Raw genomic sequence first — 14,283 nt, forward strand, 5'->3', positions numbered from 1 at the left:
CGAGTACGATTAACCGAGTGTTAACCCGCAAGGTTCGATTGTCGCCCCAACCGCGACGATCCGCTGGCGGCACGGCATAATCCTGGCTTAATCCGCCTGCGCTTCACTGCCACTTTCAGTTGCGAGACCCACCATGCACGTATTGCTCTGCGAGGATGACGACCTGATTGCCAGCGGCATTGCCGCCGGGCTCACCGCCCAGGGCATGACCGTCGACCGGGTCGCCACGGCCGGCGCGGCCCAGGCGATGCTCCAGGCAGCGACCTTCGACGTCATGGTGCTGGACCTGGGCCTGCCCGACGAAGACGGGCTCAAACTGCTGGAGCGCCTGCGTCAGCAGGGCGAGAGCCTGCCAGTGCTGGTGCTCACCGCGCGCGATGCCGTCACCGACCGGGTCGACGGCCTGCAGGCCGGCGCCGACGACTACCTGCTCAAGCCCTTCGACCTGCGCGAACTGGCGGCGCGCCTGCACACCTTGTTGCGGCGCGCGGCCGGGCGGGCGGTCAATGTCATCGAACACGGCCCGCTCAGCTATGACCCCAGCAGCCGCGAAACCTGCCTGGGCGGGGTGCCGGTCGACCTGTCGCGGCGCGAGCAGGCACTCTTGCAGGCCTTGCTGCACAACCGTGGCCGGGTGCTCTCCAGCGAACAGCTCAAGGACAGCGTCTACGGCTTCGGCGACGAGGTCGAGAGCAACGCCTTGAACGTGCATATCCATCACCTGCGCCGCAAGCTCGGCAATGGCATTGTCGAAACCGTGCGCGGCCTGGGTTATCGCCTGGGGCCTGCGCAGTTGCCCGAAGTGGAACAACCATGAGCCTGCGTGTACGCCTGACCCTGATCCTGGGCGCTGCTTTCGTCGTGATCTGGGCACTGGCGGCGGCCTGGATGCTGCGCGACCTGCGCCACCAGATGATGTTTTCCCTGGACCAGCGCCTGGTGGCCTCGGCGCGGATGGTGGCCGGCCTGATCGACCAGATGCCGCAGCCGCTGGTGGCCAGGGGCGAGGGCGCGAAACTGAGCGCCGACCAGCTCAGCGTGCCGGACGGCATGGCCTGCCAGGTCAGTTCGCTGCGTGGCGAGATCATCGCCCGCAACCACACCAAGGATCACGCGCTGGATGACGATCGCAGCGGCTTTCGCGACCAGACCATCGATGGCGCACGCTGGCGCACCTTCACCTATTACCGCGGCGACTTTCGCATCACCACGGCCGATCGGCACCAGGAGCGCGAGGCGCTGAACCGCTCGATCCTGTTGGCGGCCTCGGCCCCGGTGCTGGTGGCCTTGCTCGGCAGCCTGGGGTTGCTGTGGCTGGGGATCGGCAAGGGGCTGGCACCGCTCAACCGCATGCGCGACGCCTTGCGCAGGCGCAGCCCCGACGCCCTGGAACCCTTGCAGGTGCGTGGCCTGCCGAGCGAGCTGCAACCCTTGCAGGACACCCAGAACCAGCTGTTCCAGCGCATCGCCCAGACCATCGAGCGCGAGCGGCGCCTGACCGATGATGCCGCCCATGAACTGCGCACGCCGCTGACCGCGATCAAGACCCACCTGCAGGTGGCGCGAATGACCGAGGGCGCCGCGCGCGAGCAGGCCCTGGAACACGCCGAGCAGGGCGCCGATCGCATGCACCGGACCCTGGAGCAGTTGCTGCTGCTGGCGCGGGTCGAAGGCAGCCTGTCGTTCGAGGATGGCGTGCAATGCAGCGCCGAACAGGTGGCGCGTCAGGCGATCCAGGACACTGGCGTCGGGCAGCGCATCGACCTGCAACTGGCACCAGGCACCGCCCAGGTCTACCTGGGCATGCCGGCTCCGCTGGCGGTCACTGCGTTGCGCAACCTGCTGGACAATGCCCTGCGCCATACCCGGGGCAGCGAGCCGGTGGAACTGGCCGTGCGCATGGACGAAGGGCGGGTGGCCTTTACCGTGCGCGACCATGGCCCGGGCATCGCCGAACAAGACCTGGAGCACCTGACCGAGCGCTTCTGGCGCAGTGGCCAGAGTGGCAGTTGCGGCCTGGGGCTGGCCATTGTCCAGGCCATTGTCCAGCGTTGCGCCGGGTCGTTGCGGTTCGACAGTCGCAGCGATGGCCTGCGGGTGCTGTTGCAGGTGCCGTTGCGTACGCAATCGGTTTAAGCAAGGCCTGATGCCTATCTCGGAAAAATCCCACGCGAGACAGCGAATACGGCTAAATCCGTAGCGCGCTGAAGCGTTTTTCAAGCGATAACCACCCGACACACATCTGGTAACAGGGCGTGACGGGCACATACGCTTGCTTGCGAGGGTTTCTCCAGATGTCAGTCGCTATCAGCCTTGCCCAGCCGTTGTCGGTGTCTTCGGACGCGGCCGCTGCCGAAATGCTCTACCACTTCGATGAATCGCCGCTACTGGCCCGGCAAAAGCAGCAGGAATCCAATGCGCGCAGTTACCCGCGGCGTATTCCCCTGGCGCTGAAAAAGGCCCGTGGTCTCTATGTCGAGGACGTCGAGGGGCGTCAATTCATCGATTGCCTGGCCGGTGCCGGCACCTTGGCGCTGGGCCACAACCACCCGGTGGTGATTGCCGCGATCCAGCAGGTGCTGGCTGACGAACTACCCCTGCATACCCTGGACCTGACCACACCGGTCAAGGACCGCTTTGTCCAGGACCTGTTCGGCCTGCTACCGCAAGCGCTGCGCGATCAGGCGAAAATCCAGTTCTGCGGGCCGACCGGAACCGACGCGGTGGAGGCTGCCTTGAAGCTGGTCCGCACGGCCACCGGACGCACCACCGTGTTGTCGTTCCAGGGCGGCTACCACGGCATGTCCCAGGGCGCCTTGAGCCTGATGGGCAGCCTGGGTCCGAAAAAGCCACTGGCCGGGCTGTTGAACAATGGCGTGCAGTTCTTGCCGTACCCTTACGATTACCGTTGCCCGTTCGGTCTGGGCGGCGAGGCCGGGGTCAAGGTCAACCTGCATTATCTGGAAAACCTGCTGAGCGATCCGGAAGCGGGTGTACAACTGCCGGCGGCGGTGATCGTCGAGGCCGTACAAGGCGAAGGCGGGGTGATTCCGGCCGACCTGGAATGGTTGCGGGGTGTGCGGCGGATCACCGAAAAGGCCGGTGTGGCCCTGATCGTCGACGAAATCCAGAGTGGTTTTGCCCGCACCGGCAAGATGTTCGCCTTCGAGCATGCCGGTATTACGCCTGACGTGGTGGTGATGTCCAAGGCCATCGGTGGCAGCCTGCCGCTGGCGGTGGTGGTCTACCGCGAGTGGCTCGATACCTGGCAGCCTGGTGCCCATGCCGGGACCTTCCGCGGTAATCAGATGGCCATGGCGGCGGGGTCGGCGGTGATGAAATACATCAAGGACCACGACCTGTGCGCCCATGCGCAGCGCATGGGCGAACGTCTGGTCGGGCACTTGCGCCAGCTGCAGGCGGACTTCCCGCAGTTGGGGGATATTCGTGGCCGCGGCCTGATGCTTGGGGTCGAGCTGGTCGATCCGGTCGGTGCCCGCGACGCCCAGGGGCACCCGGCCGCGTGTGCGCGCCTGGCGCCGCTGGTGCAGCGGGAGTGTCTCAAGCGTGGCTTGATTCTGGAGCTTGGGGGGCGGCACGGTGCGGTGGTGCGTTTCCTGCCGCCGCTGGTGATCACCGCCGAGCAGGTCGATGAGGTGGCGGCGCGCTTTGGTCGTGCGTTGGCGGCGGCGGTGGCCGGTCTCTGAGGGACAGGGGCTGCTTTGCAGCCCATCGCAGGCTTCGCCAGCTCCCACAAAGGCGGGGCAGGCTTGGCCTTGTGGGAGCGGCCATAGGCCGCGATGGGCCGCAGGGCGGCCCTCGTGCTTCAATCGAACGAACGGCCGGCGCGCCAGTAGCCCATCAGGGTCAGGGTCTTGCGGTCCAGGCCGCGTTCCTGGATCAGGTGGCGGCGGATGTGCATGACCGCCGCCGACTCGCCGGCGATCCAGGCATGGAATCCGCCCGTGTCGGGTGCGCCGCGTTCCCACAGGATCTGCCGTTCGATATCGATCTCTTCAAGGGCGTTGCACTTGCGCGCGTGGCTATCTGGCCGGGGAAGCCGTGCCAGCTCCCGTGCGGCATGCACCATCGCCTCGCCATGGCCGGCGTCGAGCAGGCCCCTGGGCAGCCAGTTCAGCTCGGTCGCCGGACTTCGGGTCAACTCCAGGCAGTCCTCTTCGCCCGGCACTTCGATAAAGACCTGTGCCGGCACCTCGGGGAAGGCGTGCGCCATGTGTTCGAGAATGCCAGCGAGGGCGGGCAGGGCGGTTTCATCACCGATCAACAGGAGCGAGCGCAGGTCACGGGGCGGTCGCCATTCGTAGCCGCCAGGGTCGCCGGCAAACGCCCGGTCGGGTGCGTAGATCTGCAGGCGATCGCCGATGCTGGCCCGGGTTGCCCAGGCCGAGGCGGGGCCGTTGATGCCATGCAGGACAAAATCGACATCCAGCTCCAGGGCTTCGCGGCGCAAGGCACGAATCGTATAGGTGCGCATGGGCGGGCAACTCTGCGCGTCGAGGTTGCGCCGGGCCGTTTGCCAGGAGCCCTGCCTGGGTAACTGCGGCGGTTGGCCATTGGCGCTGGGGAAGAAGATCTTGATGCGCTGGTCGGCGGCCAGGGTGCAGATCTGCCCGACCTCTGCGCCCGTGAACACGAAGCGGGCGAGGGAGGGGCTCAAGGCGATGATCCGCTTGAGCTGCACATCAAACAATCGATAGGCGCTGGCCTTGGCCGGCTTGCCCACCAGCTTGCGCAGGCCGTTGCCCAGGGCGCTGGCCAGGGAGGTGGAGGAGGACATGGGCGATACCTTTTGGCAAAGAGTTCTCCCTGGAAACGAACGCCCGCCGAGCCGAATTAACCGTGTTGCCGCCCGTTAAATTTCCCCGCCGGCCATACGTCCTAGCAGGGATAAAGCCTGCTTCATGGCAAACACGGGTAGGACGATGACGATATCGCGGCGAGGATTCATTGCAGGGCTGGCAGTGGCGGGTGCAGCGGCGCCTGCGGCCTATTACGCGCACAAGCGACTGACCCATGACCCCGAGGACGACATTGTCACACCGGGCGAGGCCAGCGTTGAGTTGGCCGATGCCGCGGGCCAGCAATTGGCAGACCAACTGCGTGGCATCTGGGATTTGCGCTTTCACGGTACCCAGGCCGGCCTGGCCGGGTTGCCGCAGCAGGGGCTGCAGATGTACCTGGATGTGGCGACCAAGGGGCGAGGGTTGCGGGGTTTCGTCGATGAACCCGGGCGCCTGGAGGGACAGGGACCGGTTGCCTACCGGGTGCTGGGCGACCTGGTGGGCGCATCGAGCGCCCAGGTGCGCTGGCGGCTGCTGAGCAATCGGGGGGCAACGGACTACGAGTGCATCGCCAGCCTGGACGAGGTCTGGGGCGCTTTTGGCAATGCCGGCAGCGGCACCTTGAGCGGTCGTCTGCAGCCGCTGGATCGATCCATGGCCCTGCCGCTGTTGGACAGCCATTTCGTTGCGGTCAAGCGACTGTTTCCCGAAGCTCGCGAGCGGCTGCCCTACACCCCGCAACTGCAGGCCTGGCTGGTCAGTGCCGAGCATCGTCTGTTCCACCAGCTCTGGCATGCCTCACGCGACAAGTGGCACAAGCTGCCCGAAGAGAAGCGCGGCGCCTTGCGCGGGTTGGGTTGGCAGCCCGGACCCCGGGAGCTGGAGCGCGATGCCCGTGGCCCGCGCAAGCACCGCAATGGCTCGGGCGAAGATTTCCTGTTCATGCACCGGCACATGCTTGGCACGGCCCGCTCGATGCAGGACCTGCCCTCCTGGCCTCATTTTCCGCTACCCCAGCCCAACGTTGAACAGGACCGCCAGGGCTTTGCCCGCTACTTCAACAATCACGACGGCAACTGCGTGCCCCCCACCTGGCAGGCGCCGGGTGATGCGGCTTATGGCCAGTGGGTGTCGGCGATCAAGGCGGGCGAGACGTTTTGCAGCAACTTCCAGGTCTGGGAATCCCGCTACCGCGACCCGCTGTACCTGTCGAAACTGACCCTGGGCGCCTTCGGCTCGGAGCTGGAGATGAACCTGCACGACTGGTTGCACATGTGCTGGGCATCGGTGCCAAGGGATCCGGTCAACGGCGCGCCAGTGCCCTTTGCCCGGGACCCGGCCGACTTCGCCTCGCGCTGGTTCGGTGCCGACAACGACTTTCTCGGCGATCCGTTTTCATCCCACGTGCATCCAGTGTTCTGGGGCTTTCATGGCTGGATCGACGACCGCATCGAGGACTGGTATCGCGCCCATGAACAGCATAACCCCGGTCAGGTGCGCAGGCGCGAGGTCAACGGTGTGCAGTGGTTCGTGCCGGGACGCTGGGTCCAGATCGAGGACCCCTGGCTGGGGCCGGACACCCATGGTTGCAGCACGGTGCCGGGGACTTCCCCGGGCAAGTCGGTGGAAATGGACGTGGAAACCATGAAGCTGGCGCTACGCATCACCTTCGGCGAAGACGACAAGATCGGCGATCTGGTTCGCCGTGTGCCGCAACGGCCGTGGTATGCGCGGCACCTGTCGCTGCGCGGGATCGTTACCTGATCGCCCTGTAACCGCAGCCGCCAGGCTGCGATCGGTGGGAGCGACGGTGCGACGATTCGACTTGCCCCGCGATTGAGCGCTGCGACGTATCGCGGGGCAAGCCCGCTCCTACAAGGTGGCCGCCGTCTGCCAGCCCCCGCCCAGCGCCTTGTACAAGGCCACACTGCCTTGCAGTCGGGCCAGGCGCAACTGCACCTGCTGGTCCTGGGCCTGGTACAGGGTGCGCTGGGTTTCGAGCACGGTCAGCAAGGTTTCGGCACCCGCCCGGTAGCGGCTTTGCGACAGTTCGAATGCCCGGCGCGCCTGCTCCACTTCCTGATCCTGCCATTGCCGCTGGCTGTCGACCCCGCTGATGCCGTTGAGGGCTTTCTCGACATCGGCAAAGCCGGCCATGATGCTGGCGCGATAGTCTTGCAGCAGCTCTTCCTGCACGGCCCGGGCCTTGTCCCGCTCGGCACGCAGGCGACCGTTGTTGAATACAGGTGCGGCCAGCCCGGCGGTGAGGGTGTAGTAGGGGCTGCGCAGGATCTGTGCGAAGGTGTCGGCGCCGGAGCCCAGGTCGGCGCCCAGGGTCAGGCTCGGCAGCATGGCGGCGCGAGCGACCTGGACATCGGCCTGGGCGGCAGCCAGGCGTGCCTCGGCGGCGGCGATGTCGGGCCGGCGACTGAGCAGATCGCTCGGTACGCCACTGCCAATGCCGGGCCAGCGCAGCCCATCGATGGACTCCCGAATCGGCGCCAGCCCCTGCACCGGTTCGCCGAGCAGGGTCGCCAGGGTGATCCGGGCTTCCTGCAGTTGCTGTTGGAACAGCGGCACCTGGCGCGCCTGGCCGGCGACCAGGCTACGCTGCTGGGCCAGTTCCAGTGCTGTGGCCGAGCCCGCGTCGTGGCGGGTCTGTACCAGGCGCAGCACATCCTCGGCATTGGCCAGGTTGAGTTGGGCTATGCGCACTTGCTCGGCCAGCGCCAGGCTCTGCAAGTAACTGGTGGCAACGCCGCTGAGCAGGGTCAGTTCGACGGTCTGGCGGTCGAAGCGACTGGCCTGCAGGCCATGGAGCGCACTGTCGTGGGCGGCGGCCTTGCCGCCCCAGAAATCGACTTCGTAGCTGGCGCTCAGGCGCGTGTTGAACGAGGTACTGGTGCGTTCGCGGTCACTGGCGTCGAGCTGATCGAAGCCATCGCCACGCAACAGGCGCTGGCGGCTGGCGTCCAGGCCGAACTTGACCTCCGGCAGTAGCGGCGCACCAGCGATGATCGCCGAGGCTTGGGCCTGGCGGACCCGGGCGGCAGCGGCAGCGAGGTCGAAGCTGCCCTGGCGAGCCTGTTCGATCAGGGCGTTCAACGGGGCGCTGGAAAACTGTTGCCACCAGTCGTGCTGCGGCAACGGCTGGTTGAGGTTACGGTCGCTGCCTTGCCAGCGCCCGGGTGGCTGCAGGCCGCTTTGCGGCGGGGCAGGCGTGGCGCTGCAGGCAGCGATGAACAGGCTGATGGACAATACACTGAGACGGCTGGGCAAGTTCATGGACTATTCGCTGGTAAGGGCTTTGACCGGGTCGAGGCGGGCGGCTTTGCGCGCCGGCATGAAGCCGAACACCACCCCGGTGACCACTGCGCAGGCAAAGGCGCCGAGCACGGCCGCCAGGGAAAAGGCCACGGCGACGTCGGCCAGCAACAAGCCGCCACCGATCGCCAGGGCCAGGGCGATGCCGGTAAGGCCGCCGACCATCGACAGCAGCACCGCTTCGCTGAGGAACTGGCGCAGGATGTCGCGTTGGCGGGCGCCGGTGGCCATGCGGATACCGATCTCGCGGGTACGTTCGCGCACGGTCATGAGCATGATGTTCATCACGCCGATGCCACCGACCAGTAGCGAGATCGCGGCGATCGAACCGAGCATCAGCGACAGGGTGTTCTGCGTGCGCGCTTCGGCCTGGATCAGGGCGGCGTCGTTGCTCAGCTCGTAGTCGTGCTTGCCGTTGTGCAGTTTGCGCATCAGCCGGTCGATGGCCGCTTCGGTTTGCGCCACGCGTGCGGAGTCGGCGGCGGCGATGGTCACGTATTCCGGGTCGCGGCTGCCGAACAGGCGAATGGCGGCGGCCGAGTAGGGGACCACGATGCGCTGGTCGCTGTCCTGTTCGCCCGAGCTTGCGCCCTTGCCTTCCAGCACGCCGACCACCTGGAAGGGGACGTTCTCCACCAGGATGTACTGGCCGATCGGATCGATGTTCGGGCCAAGCAACTTCTCGCTGACCTTTTGCCCGATCACCGCCACTGCGGCGGCCGCCTGCTCGTCGGCCTCGGTGAAGAAGCTGCCCTGGACCACCGGCCAGTTGAAGATCTCGGGGAAGTGGGTGTTGTTGCCACCGACGTAGAACTGCTGGTTGTTGTTGCCGTAGCGAACCATCAGCTTGTTGCCGATCACCGGCATGATCATCTTCACCTGGGGCAGGCTACCCACTGCGGCAACATCGTCCAGGGTGATGACACCGGCCGGTTCGCGCAGGGTCGGCGCGCTGCCACTGAGGTAGAGGATGTTGGAGCCGAAGGCGGCCATCTGCGCCATGACCTGGCGCTTGCTGCCTTCGCCGACGGCAAGCATTACCACCACCGAGGCCACCCCGATGATGATGCCAAGCAGGGTCAGGGCGGTGCGAAAGCGGTTGATCCACATGACCCGCCAGGCCGCTTGCAGGGACTCGACCAGCTCGCCTTTCCAGGCACCGCTGTGGGTTGCGCCCTGGTCCAGGCGCTGGCGCAGGTCCTCGGCCTGCAGGCCCGGTGCGCCGGCAGGGGACGCTGGCGGTTCGTTGCCCGAGTCGCTGACGATCAGGCCATCGCGGATTTCGATAACCCGCTTGGCACGGGCTGCCACTTCACGGTCATGGGTGATCAGGATCACCACATGGCCCTGGGCGGCCAGCTCATCGAGCAAGGCCATGACCTCGGCGCCGCTCTGGCTGTCGAGGGCGCCGGTGGGTTCGTCGGCGAGGATGATATGCCCGCCGTTCATCAGCGCCCGGGCAATCGACACCCGCTGTTGCTGGCCGCCGGAGAGCTGGTGGGGGCGGTTGCCGGTGCGGCTGGCCAGGCCCAGGCGTTCGAGCAGGGCGGCGGCGCGGGCATGGCGCTCGCTGGCGGGGGTGCCGGCATAAATGGCCGGCATCTCGACGTTTTCCTGAGCCGAGCCCGAGGCAATCAGGTGGTAGCCCTGGAACACGAAACCGAAGGCTTCACGGCGCAGCCAGGCCAGCTCGTCGCTGTCCAGGTTGGCCACGTCCTTGCCGGCGAACAGGTAGTCGCCGGACGTCGGGCGGTCCAGGCAGCCGAGAATGTTCATCAGGGTCGACTTGCCGGAGCCGGACGCCCCCACGATGGCGACGAACTCCCCGGGGTGAATCGCCAGGCTGATGCCGCGTACCACTTCGACTTTCGGGGTGTCGACCCCGCCGTAGGATTTGCGGATGTCGCGCAACTCGATCAACGGCGTGTTCATTCAACCTCCGCTGGCGGCAGGGGCGCCGATCAACAAGCGCTCGCCTTCGGCCAGGCCGTCGAGCACCTGTACGCGCAGGCGGTCGCTCAGGCCGGTGCGCACCCGGCGCTGCTCGACCTTGCCGTCGGCGTCGAGCACCTGGGCAATGCGCAGGTTGTCGTCACCGGCATCGTCGTCAAGGGCCGCCACCGGCACGGTCAGCACCTTGTCGGCGCGACCGGCGACGAAGAACACCTGGGTGGTCATTTCTGCCATGAGCGCGTTGTCCGGGTTGTCCACGTCCAGCAGCACGGTGTAGAGCACCACTTTGCTGCTGGCACTGCTGCCGCCGGCACTGGCAGCACTGCTGCTACCCTGGCCGGACGGGTCCAGGGGTTTGGGGGGCACGGGCAGGATCTGGCGCACGGTGCTGGTCCAACGACGCTTGCCGCCGGCCAGGGTGGTGAAGTAGGCCGACATGCCGGGTTTGACATGGCTGATATCGGCTTCGGAGACCTGGGCCCAGACCGTCATCGGTGACAATTTGGCGATCCGCAGGATCAACGGTGTCTGCTGCTGGGCGTTGAGGGTCTGGCCTTCGCGGGCATCCACGGCCACCACGGTGCCGGCCATTGGTGCATAGATGCGTGTATAGCCAAGTTCCGCTTCATCGCTGCGCAGGCTGGCCTGTGCCTGGCGGATCTGCGCGCGGTACATGTCGATGCGCGCCTGGGTGACCTTGAGCTGGGCCTGGGCGATCTGTACATCCTCATCGCGGGTCGCACCGCCGGCGGCCAGGTTGCGCTGACGCTTGTACTGCTGTTCGGCGAGCTGGAACTGGGCCTGCTGCTCGGCGAGCTGGGCCTTGAGGTTGTCGATCGAGAAGCGTCCGGCATCGAGCCTGGCCTGTTGCGTTGAAGGGTCGATTTCGACCAGCAGCTGGCCGGCCTTGACCTGGTCCCCGACCTCGACATGCAGCTTGCGGATCTGGCCGGACGCCTGGGCGCCGACATCCACATAACGTCGCGGCTGCAGGGTGCCGAGCGCCGTGACACTGCTTTCGATATCGTTGCGGGTCACGCTGACGGTACTGCGCGGGTCACCACCGGCGGGCAGGGTTTTCCAGGCGAGCAGGGCGCTCAGGCTGAGCAGACCGAGGCCGCAGAGCAGCAGGCGGCGTTTGTTCGAAGGACGTCTCATGCAGGGTTCCAGCCAAAAGGGGTGGGCCGTGGAGTCAGACTGTCGGGTACGCACGACAGACACGGGAGGCTCCCAGGTAAACGAGAGACTCATGACGGAATTTACCGTGGTGGGAAGCGTTCAGCGGATGAGCGGCTGGCCGGTGGAAAAGATCCGACGGCCTGATCTTGCTGAGAATCATTATAATTTGTATTATTGCAAACTGCCATCATTCAGATCCGCTCAACAAGCGTCAGGAAGACTCCGTCGATGTCGCGGCCAGGTGCTGTATTGGAAAACTACTATCGAGAATTGGTGAGTTTCCTTTGCGCCCGCCTGGGTAACCGCCAGGCGGCGGAAGACGTTGCCCATGACGCCTACACCCGGGTGCTGGAGCGCACGGGCGACACCGAAATCGAACACCCGCGCGCCTTTCTCTACCGCACTGCGCTGAATCTGGTGATCGACGGACATCGCCGTGGCCTGTTGCGCCAGGTCGAGCCCTTGGACGTGCTCGACAGCGACGAGCGATTCTTCTCCCCTGCGCCCTCCCAGGACATGGAGTTGCATCAGCGCCTGGAGCTGATGCAACGGGCCCTCGACGAATTGAGCGGAGCGTGTCGCGACAGTTTCCTGCTGCGCAAGCTCGAAGGCCTGTCCCATCAGGCGATTGCCGACCGATTGGGGATTTCCCGCAGCCTGGTGGAAAAGCACATCGTCAATGCCATGAAGCATTGCCGTGTGCGGATGAAGCAGTGGGAGTCCTGAGGTCGGTGAAGGGAGTGTGAAAATTCCGTCAGGGCTTCCTTGATTTCTGAACGTTTCCCAACAACTATCAATAAAGACCCTAAACCCGGCGAAGTGCCCGCCACCTGCCTGTAGTTGTGATTCGGCGCCGTATGGTCAAGGAACGTCACCCACGCTCTTATGCCTTGGTCATAGATGATGCCGAACAAATCAATGCGGATCCTGATCGCCGATGAACATCCGATGCAACTTCTGCAGTTGGAGAAGATGCTCAATGGCATGGGGTATTACCGCATTGCACCGGTGGAGTGCTTCGAAGACCTGCAGCGCCTGGTGCAAGCCGCACTGCAGCCATTCAACCTGTTGGTCGGCAATATCGACCTGGCCAGTCATGTCGGTGTCGACCTCGAGCGTTTCTGCCGGGTCAACCCCCAGATCCAGCACGCCCTGCTTTACCAGTCCCAGCACCTGAAGGTCCCTGCCATTCCCAGTGGCGAGCGCCAGGCGGTGAACGTCAGCCTGCCCAAGGTCCCGGACAACGAGACCATGCAGACCTTCATGGCGATCATCGACTCGCCGAAGGTCATCGGCCAGTTGCCCGTGCCTGAGCGAACGCATCCGGCGTACACGCCACGGCGGATGAACTTCGCGCCTACGGTCTTCTCCCGCCAGCCCTGAACCGCGGCATCGGCTGCGCATTCCCCGGGCACGTTTTGCTATGCTCTTGCGTTTGCCTTGGCGCGCCGGAGTGCGCGTTGCGTTGCCCACCGATAGACGGATGCCCTTATGACCGCCACCACGCCAGCGATACGCCTGCGCCGCAGCGACCACAAGACCCTGGGCCTGGCGGCCTTGGGCGGCGCGCTGGAAATCTACGATTTCATCATCTTCGTGTTCTTCGCCCTGACCTTGAGCCAGCTGTTCTTCCCGCCAGAGATGCCCGAGTGGCTGCGTTTGCTGCAAAGTTTCGGGATTTTCGTCACCGGCTACCTGGCCAGGCCCTTGGGCGGGATCCTGATGGCGCATTTTGCCGATCACCTGGGGCGCAAGAAGGTCTTCAGCCTCAGCATCCTGATGATGGCCCTGCCGTGCCTGCTGATCGGGCTCATGCCCACCTACGCCGACATTGGCTACTTCGCGCCGCTGATCCTGCTGGCTCTGCGTATCCTGCAGGGCGCGGCGGTGGGCGGGGAAGTGCCCAGCGCCTGGGTGTTCGTTGCCGAACACGCACCGCTCGGGCGCCGTGGCTATGCCCTGGGCTTTCTCCAGGCCGGGCTTACCTTCGGCTACCTGCTCGGCGCCCTGACCGCCACCGCGCTGGCGCACTGGTTCACCCCGCAGGAGATCCTCGACTACGCCTGGCGCTACCCGTTCCTGCTCGGTGGTGTGTTCGGGGTGATCGGTGTCTGGTTGCGCCGCTGGTTGAGCGAGACGCCGGTATTCCTGGCCTTGCGCGAACGCCGTGAGCAGCCGGTGGCCTTTCCCTTGCGCAGCGTGCTGAGCGAGCACCGGCGGGCGCTGGTTCCGGCGGTGCTGCTGACCTGCGTGCTGACCTCGGCAGTGGTGGTGCTGGTGGTGATCACCCCGACCCTGATGCAGCAACGTTTCGGCATGAGCGCCGGGCACACCTTCGCCTTGAGCAGCCTGGGCATTGTCTTTCTCAATATCGGTTGTGTGCTGGCCGGCCTGCTGGTGGACCGGATTGGCGCCTGGCGTGCCCTGATGATTTACAGCCTGCTGCTGCCCCTGGGGATCGGTGCCCTGTACGCAAGCCTGGTGATGGGTTGGCAGTGGCCGGGGCTGGCCTACGCCCTGGCTGGCCTTGCCTGTGGCGTCGTGGGGGTGGTGCCTTCGGTGATGGTCGGGCTGTTCCCTGCGGCCATCCGCGTGTCGGGTATTTCCTTTACCTACAACATCGCCTATGCGCTGTGGGCCAGTACCACGCCCCTGATGCTGATCGCGCTGACGCCCTGGAGCCCCTGGGTGTGCGTGGGGTTCTGTCTGGTCATGGGGGCGGTGGGGTTGCTGACGGCGATGTATTTTTCCGCGCGGGAGCCTATCGAATGTGCTGACGAAACGCTGGAGTCGCGAGGGGGCGGTGTGGCAATGCTTGCCAGGCCAATACAGGAATAAAGAGGGTTCTTCACGGAGTCCTGGGGACGATGTTGGGTTGGGTTGGGTTGGGTTGGGTTGGTGTTGCGGGCTTATCCGTTTCATGCGGCGAGGCTGCTGGCCCCTTCCGCCTTTACGGCGGCCTACTTTTTTCTTGGAAAAAGTAGGCAAAACCGCTCGCTCCTGCATACGGCCCTACGCTGCGCTT

11 protein-coding genes are annotated in these 14,283 nt (G+C 65.5%); 7 read left to right on the forward strand and 4 right to left on the reverse strand.

Annotation, left to right across the window (positions count from 1 at the left end; all coding sequences use genetic code 11):
- Positions 1 to 133: 133 nt before the first annotated feature.
- The 3 genes from ACIQUS_RS19870 (at position 134) to ACIQUS_RS19880 (ending at position 3,707) form a co-directional block, all read left to right on the forward strand.
- Positions 134 to 817: a response regulator gene (locus tag ACIQUS_RS19870; RefSeq protein WP_403050191.1), complete on the forward strand. Its 684-nt coding sequence runs from the start codon at positions 134 to 136 to the stop codon at positions 815 to 817.
- Positions 814 to 2,136, forward strand: coding sequence for an ATP-binding protein (locus ACIQUS_RS19875; RefSeq protein ID WP_403050194.1), 1,323 nt, complete (start codon positions 814 to 816; stop codon positions 2,134 to 2,136). The genes ACIQUS_RS19870 and ACIQUS_RS19875 overlap by 4 nt, the downstream gene beginning before the upstream one ends.
- Positions 2,137 to 2,294: 158 nt before the next feature.
- On the forward strand, positions 2,295 to 3,707 hold the full coding sequence (locus ACIQUS_RS19880) for an aspartate aminotransferase family protein (RefSeq protein WP_403050197.1): 1,413 nt from the start codon (positions 2,295 to 2,297) through the stop codon (positions 3,705 to 3,707).
- 119 nt (positions 3,708 to 3,826) lie between these two features.
- Here the strand turns inward: ACIQUS_RS19880 and ACIQUS_RS19885 are convergent, their stop codons facing one another.
- Positions 3,827 to 4,798 (reverse strand): siderophore-interacting protein, encoded by a 972-nt coding sequence (locus ACIQUS_RS19885; protein WP_403050200.1) that lies wholly within the window; start codon positions 4,796 to 4,798, stop codon positions 3,827 to 3,829.
- A gap of 145 nt (positions 4,799 to 4,943) precedes the next feature.
- Here ACIQUS_RS19885 and ACIQUS_RS19890 point away from each other — a divergent pair, with 145 nt between their 5' ends.
- Entirely contained in the window at positions 4,944 to 6,566 is a 1,623-nt protein-coding gene (locus tag ACIQUS_RS19890; protein ID WP_403050203.1) for a twin-arginine translocation signal domain-containing protein, read from the forward strand.
- 108 nt (positions 6,567 to 6,674) lie between these two features.
- On the opposite strand, the gene ACIQUS_RS19895 is transcribed toward ACIQUS_RS19890, so the two are convergent.
- Genes ACIQUS_RS19895 through ACIQUS_RS19905 form a run of 3 tightly spaced genes read right to left on the reverse strand, consistent with a single transcriptional unit; the run spans position 6,675 to position 11,237 of the window.
- On the reverse strand, positions 6,675 to 8,087 hold the full coding sequence (locus ACIQUS_RS19895; RefSeq protein ID WP_403050206.1) for an efflux transporter outer membrane subunit: 1,413 nt from the start codon (positions 8,085 to 8,087) through the stop codon (positions 6,675 to 6,677).
- A 3-nt stretch (positions 8,088 to 8,090) separates the two neighbouring features.
- The gene (locus ACIQUS_RS19900; RefSeq protein ID WP_403050209.1) at positions 8,091 to 10,058 is read right to left on the reverse strand and encodes a MacB family efflux pump subunit; all 1,968 of its coding nucleotides are present in this window, start codon (positions 10,056 to 10,058) and stop codon (positions 8,091 to 8,093) included.
- Positions 10,059 to 11,237, reverse strand: a complete 1,179-nt coding sequence (locus tag ACIQUS_RS19905; protein ID WP_403050212.1) for an efflux RND transporter periplasmic adaptor subunit — start codon at positions 11,235 to 11,237, stop codon at positions 10,059 to 10,061.
- 270 nt (positions 11,238 to 11,507) lie between these two features.
- On the opposite strand from ACIQUS_RS19905, the gene ACIQUS_RS19910 reads away from it, so the two are divergent.
- The 3 genes from ACIQUS_RS19910 to ACIQUS_RS19920 all read left to right on the forward strand — a co-directional run bounded on the left by ACIQUS_RS19910 (position 11,508) and on the right by ACIQUS_RS19920 (position 14,096).
- Complete coding sequence (locus ACIQUS_RS19910) at positions 11,508 to 11,984, forward strand: sigma-70 family RNA polymerase sigma factor (RefSeq protein ID WP_403050215.1); 477 nt, start codon at positions 11,508 to 11,510, stop codon at positions 11,982 to 11,984.
- A 177-nt stretch (positions 11,985 to 12,161) separates the two neighbouring features.
- The gene (locus ACIQUS_RS19915) at positions 12,162 to 12,641 is read left to right on the forward strand and encodes a histidine kinase (protein WP_403050218.1); all 480 of its coding nucleotides are present in this window, start codon (positions 12,162 to 12,164) and stop codon (positions 12,639 to 12,641) included.
- A gap of 108 nt (positions 12,642 to 12,749) precedes the next feature.
- A complete protein-coding gene (locus ACIQUS_RS19920) occupies positions 12,750 to 14,096 on the forward strand; it encodes an MFS transporter (protein WP_403050221.1) in 1,347 nt (448 codons plus the stop codon).
- The last annotated feature ends 187 nt before the right edge of the window (positions 14,097 to 14,283 follow it).

This window comes from Pseudomonas sp. NPDC090755, from assembly GCF_044769005.1.
Taxonomy (GTDB): Bacteria; Pseudomonadota; Gammaproteobacteria; order Pseudomonadales; family Pseudomonadaceae; genus Aquipseudomonas.

Bases quoted from the DNA above. Each gene is read 5' to 3' on its own strand.
- ACIQUS_RS19870 (WP_403050191.1), top strand. From the start codon at position 134: ATGCACGTATTGCTCTGCGAGGATGACGACCTGATTGCCAGCGGCATT.
- ACIQUS_RS19875 (WP_403050194.1), top strand. From the start codon at position 814: ATGAGCCTGCGTGTACGCCTGACCCTGATCCTGGGCGCTGCTTTCGTC.
- ACIQUS_RS19880 (WP_403050197.1), top strand. From the start codon at position 2,295: ATGTCAGTCGCTATCAGCCTTGCCCAGCCGTTGTCGGTGTCTTCGGAC.
- ACIQUS_RS19885 (WP_403050200.1), bottom strand. From the start codon at position 4,798: ATGTCCTCCTCCACCTCCCTGGCCAGCGCCCTGGGCAACGGCCTGCGC.
- ACIQUS_RS19890 (WP_403050203.1), top strand. From the start codon at position 4,944: ATGACGATATCGCGGCGAGGATTCATTGCAGGGCTGGCAGTGGCGGGT.
- ACIQUS_RS19895 (WP_403050206.1), bottom strand. From the start codon at position 8,087: ATGAACTTGCCCAGCCGTCTCAGTGTATTGTCCATCAGCCTGTTCATC.
- ACIQUS_RS19900 (WP_403050209.1), bottom strand. From the start codon at position 10,058: ATGAACACGCCGTTGATCGAGTTGCGCGACATCCGCAAATCCTACGGC.
- ACIQUS_RS19905 (WP_403050212.1), bottom strand. From the start codon at position 11,237: ATGAGACGTCCTTCGAACAAACGCCGCCTGCTGCTCTGCGGCCTCGGT.
- ACIQUS_RS19915 (WP_403050218.1), top strand. From the start codon at position 12,162: ATGCCGAACAAATCAATGCGGATCCTGATCGCCGATGAACATCCGATG.
- ACIQUS_RS19920 (WP_403050221.1), top strand. From the start codon at position 12,750: ATGACCGCCACCACGCCAGCGATACGCCTGCGCCGCAGCGACCACAAG.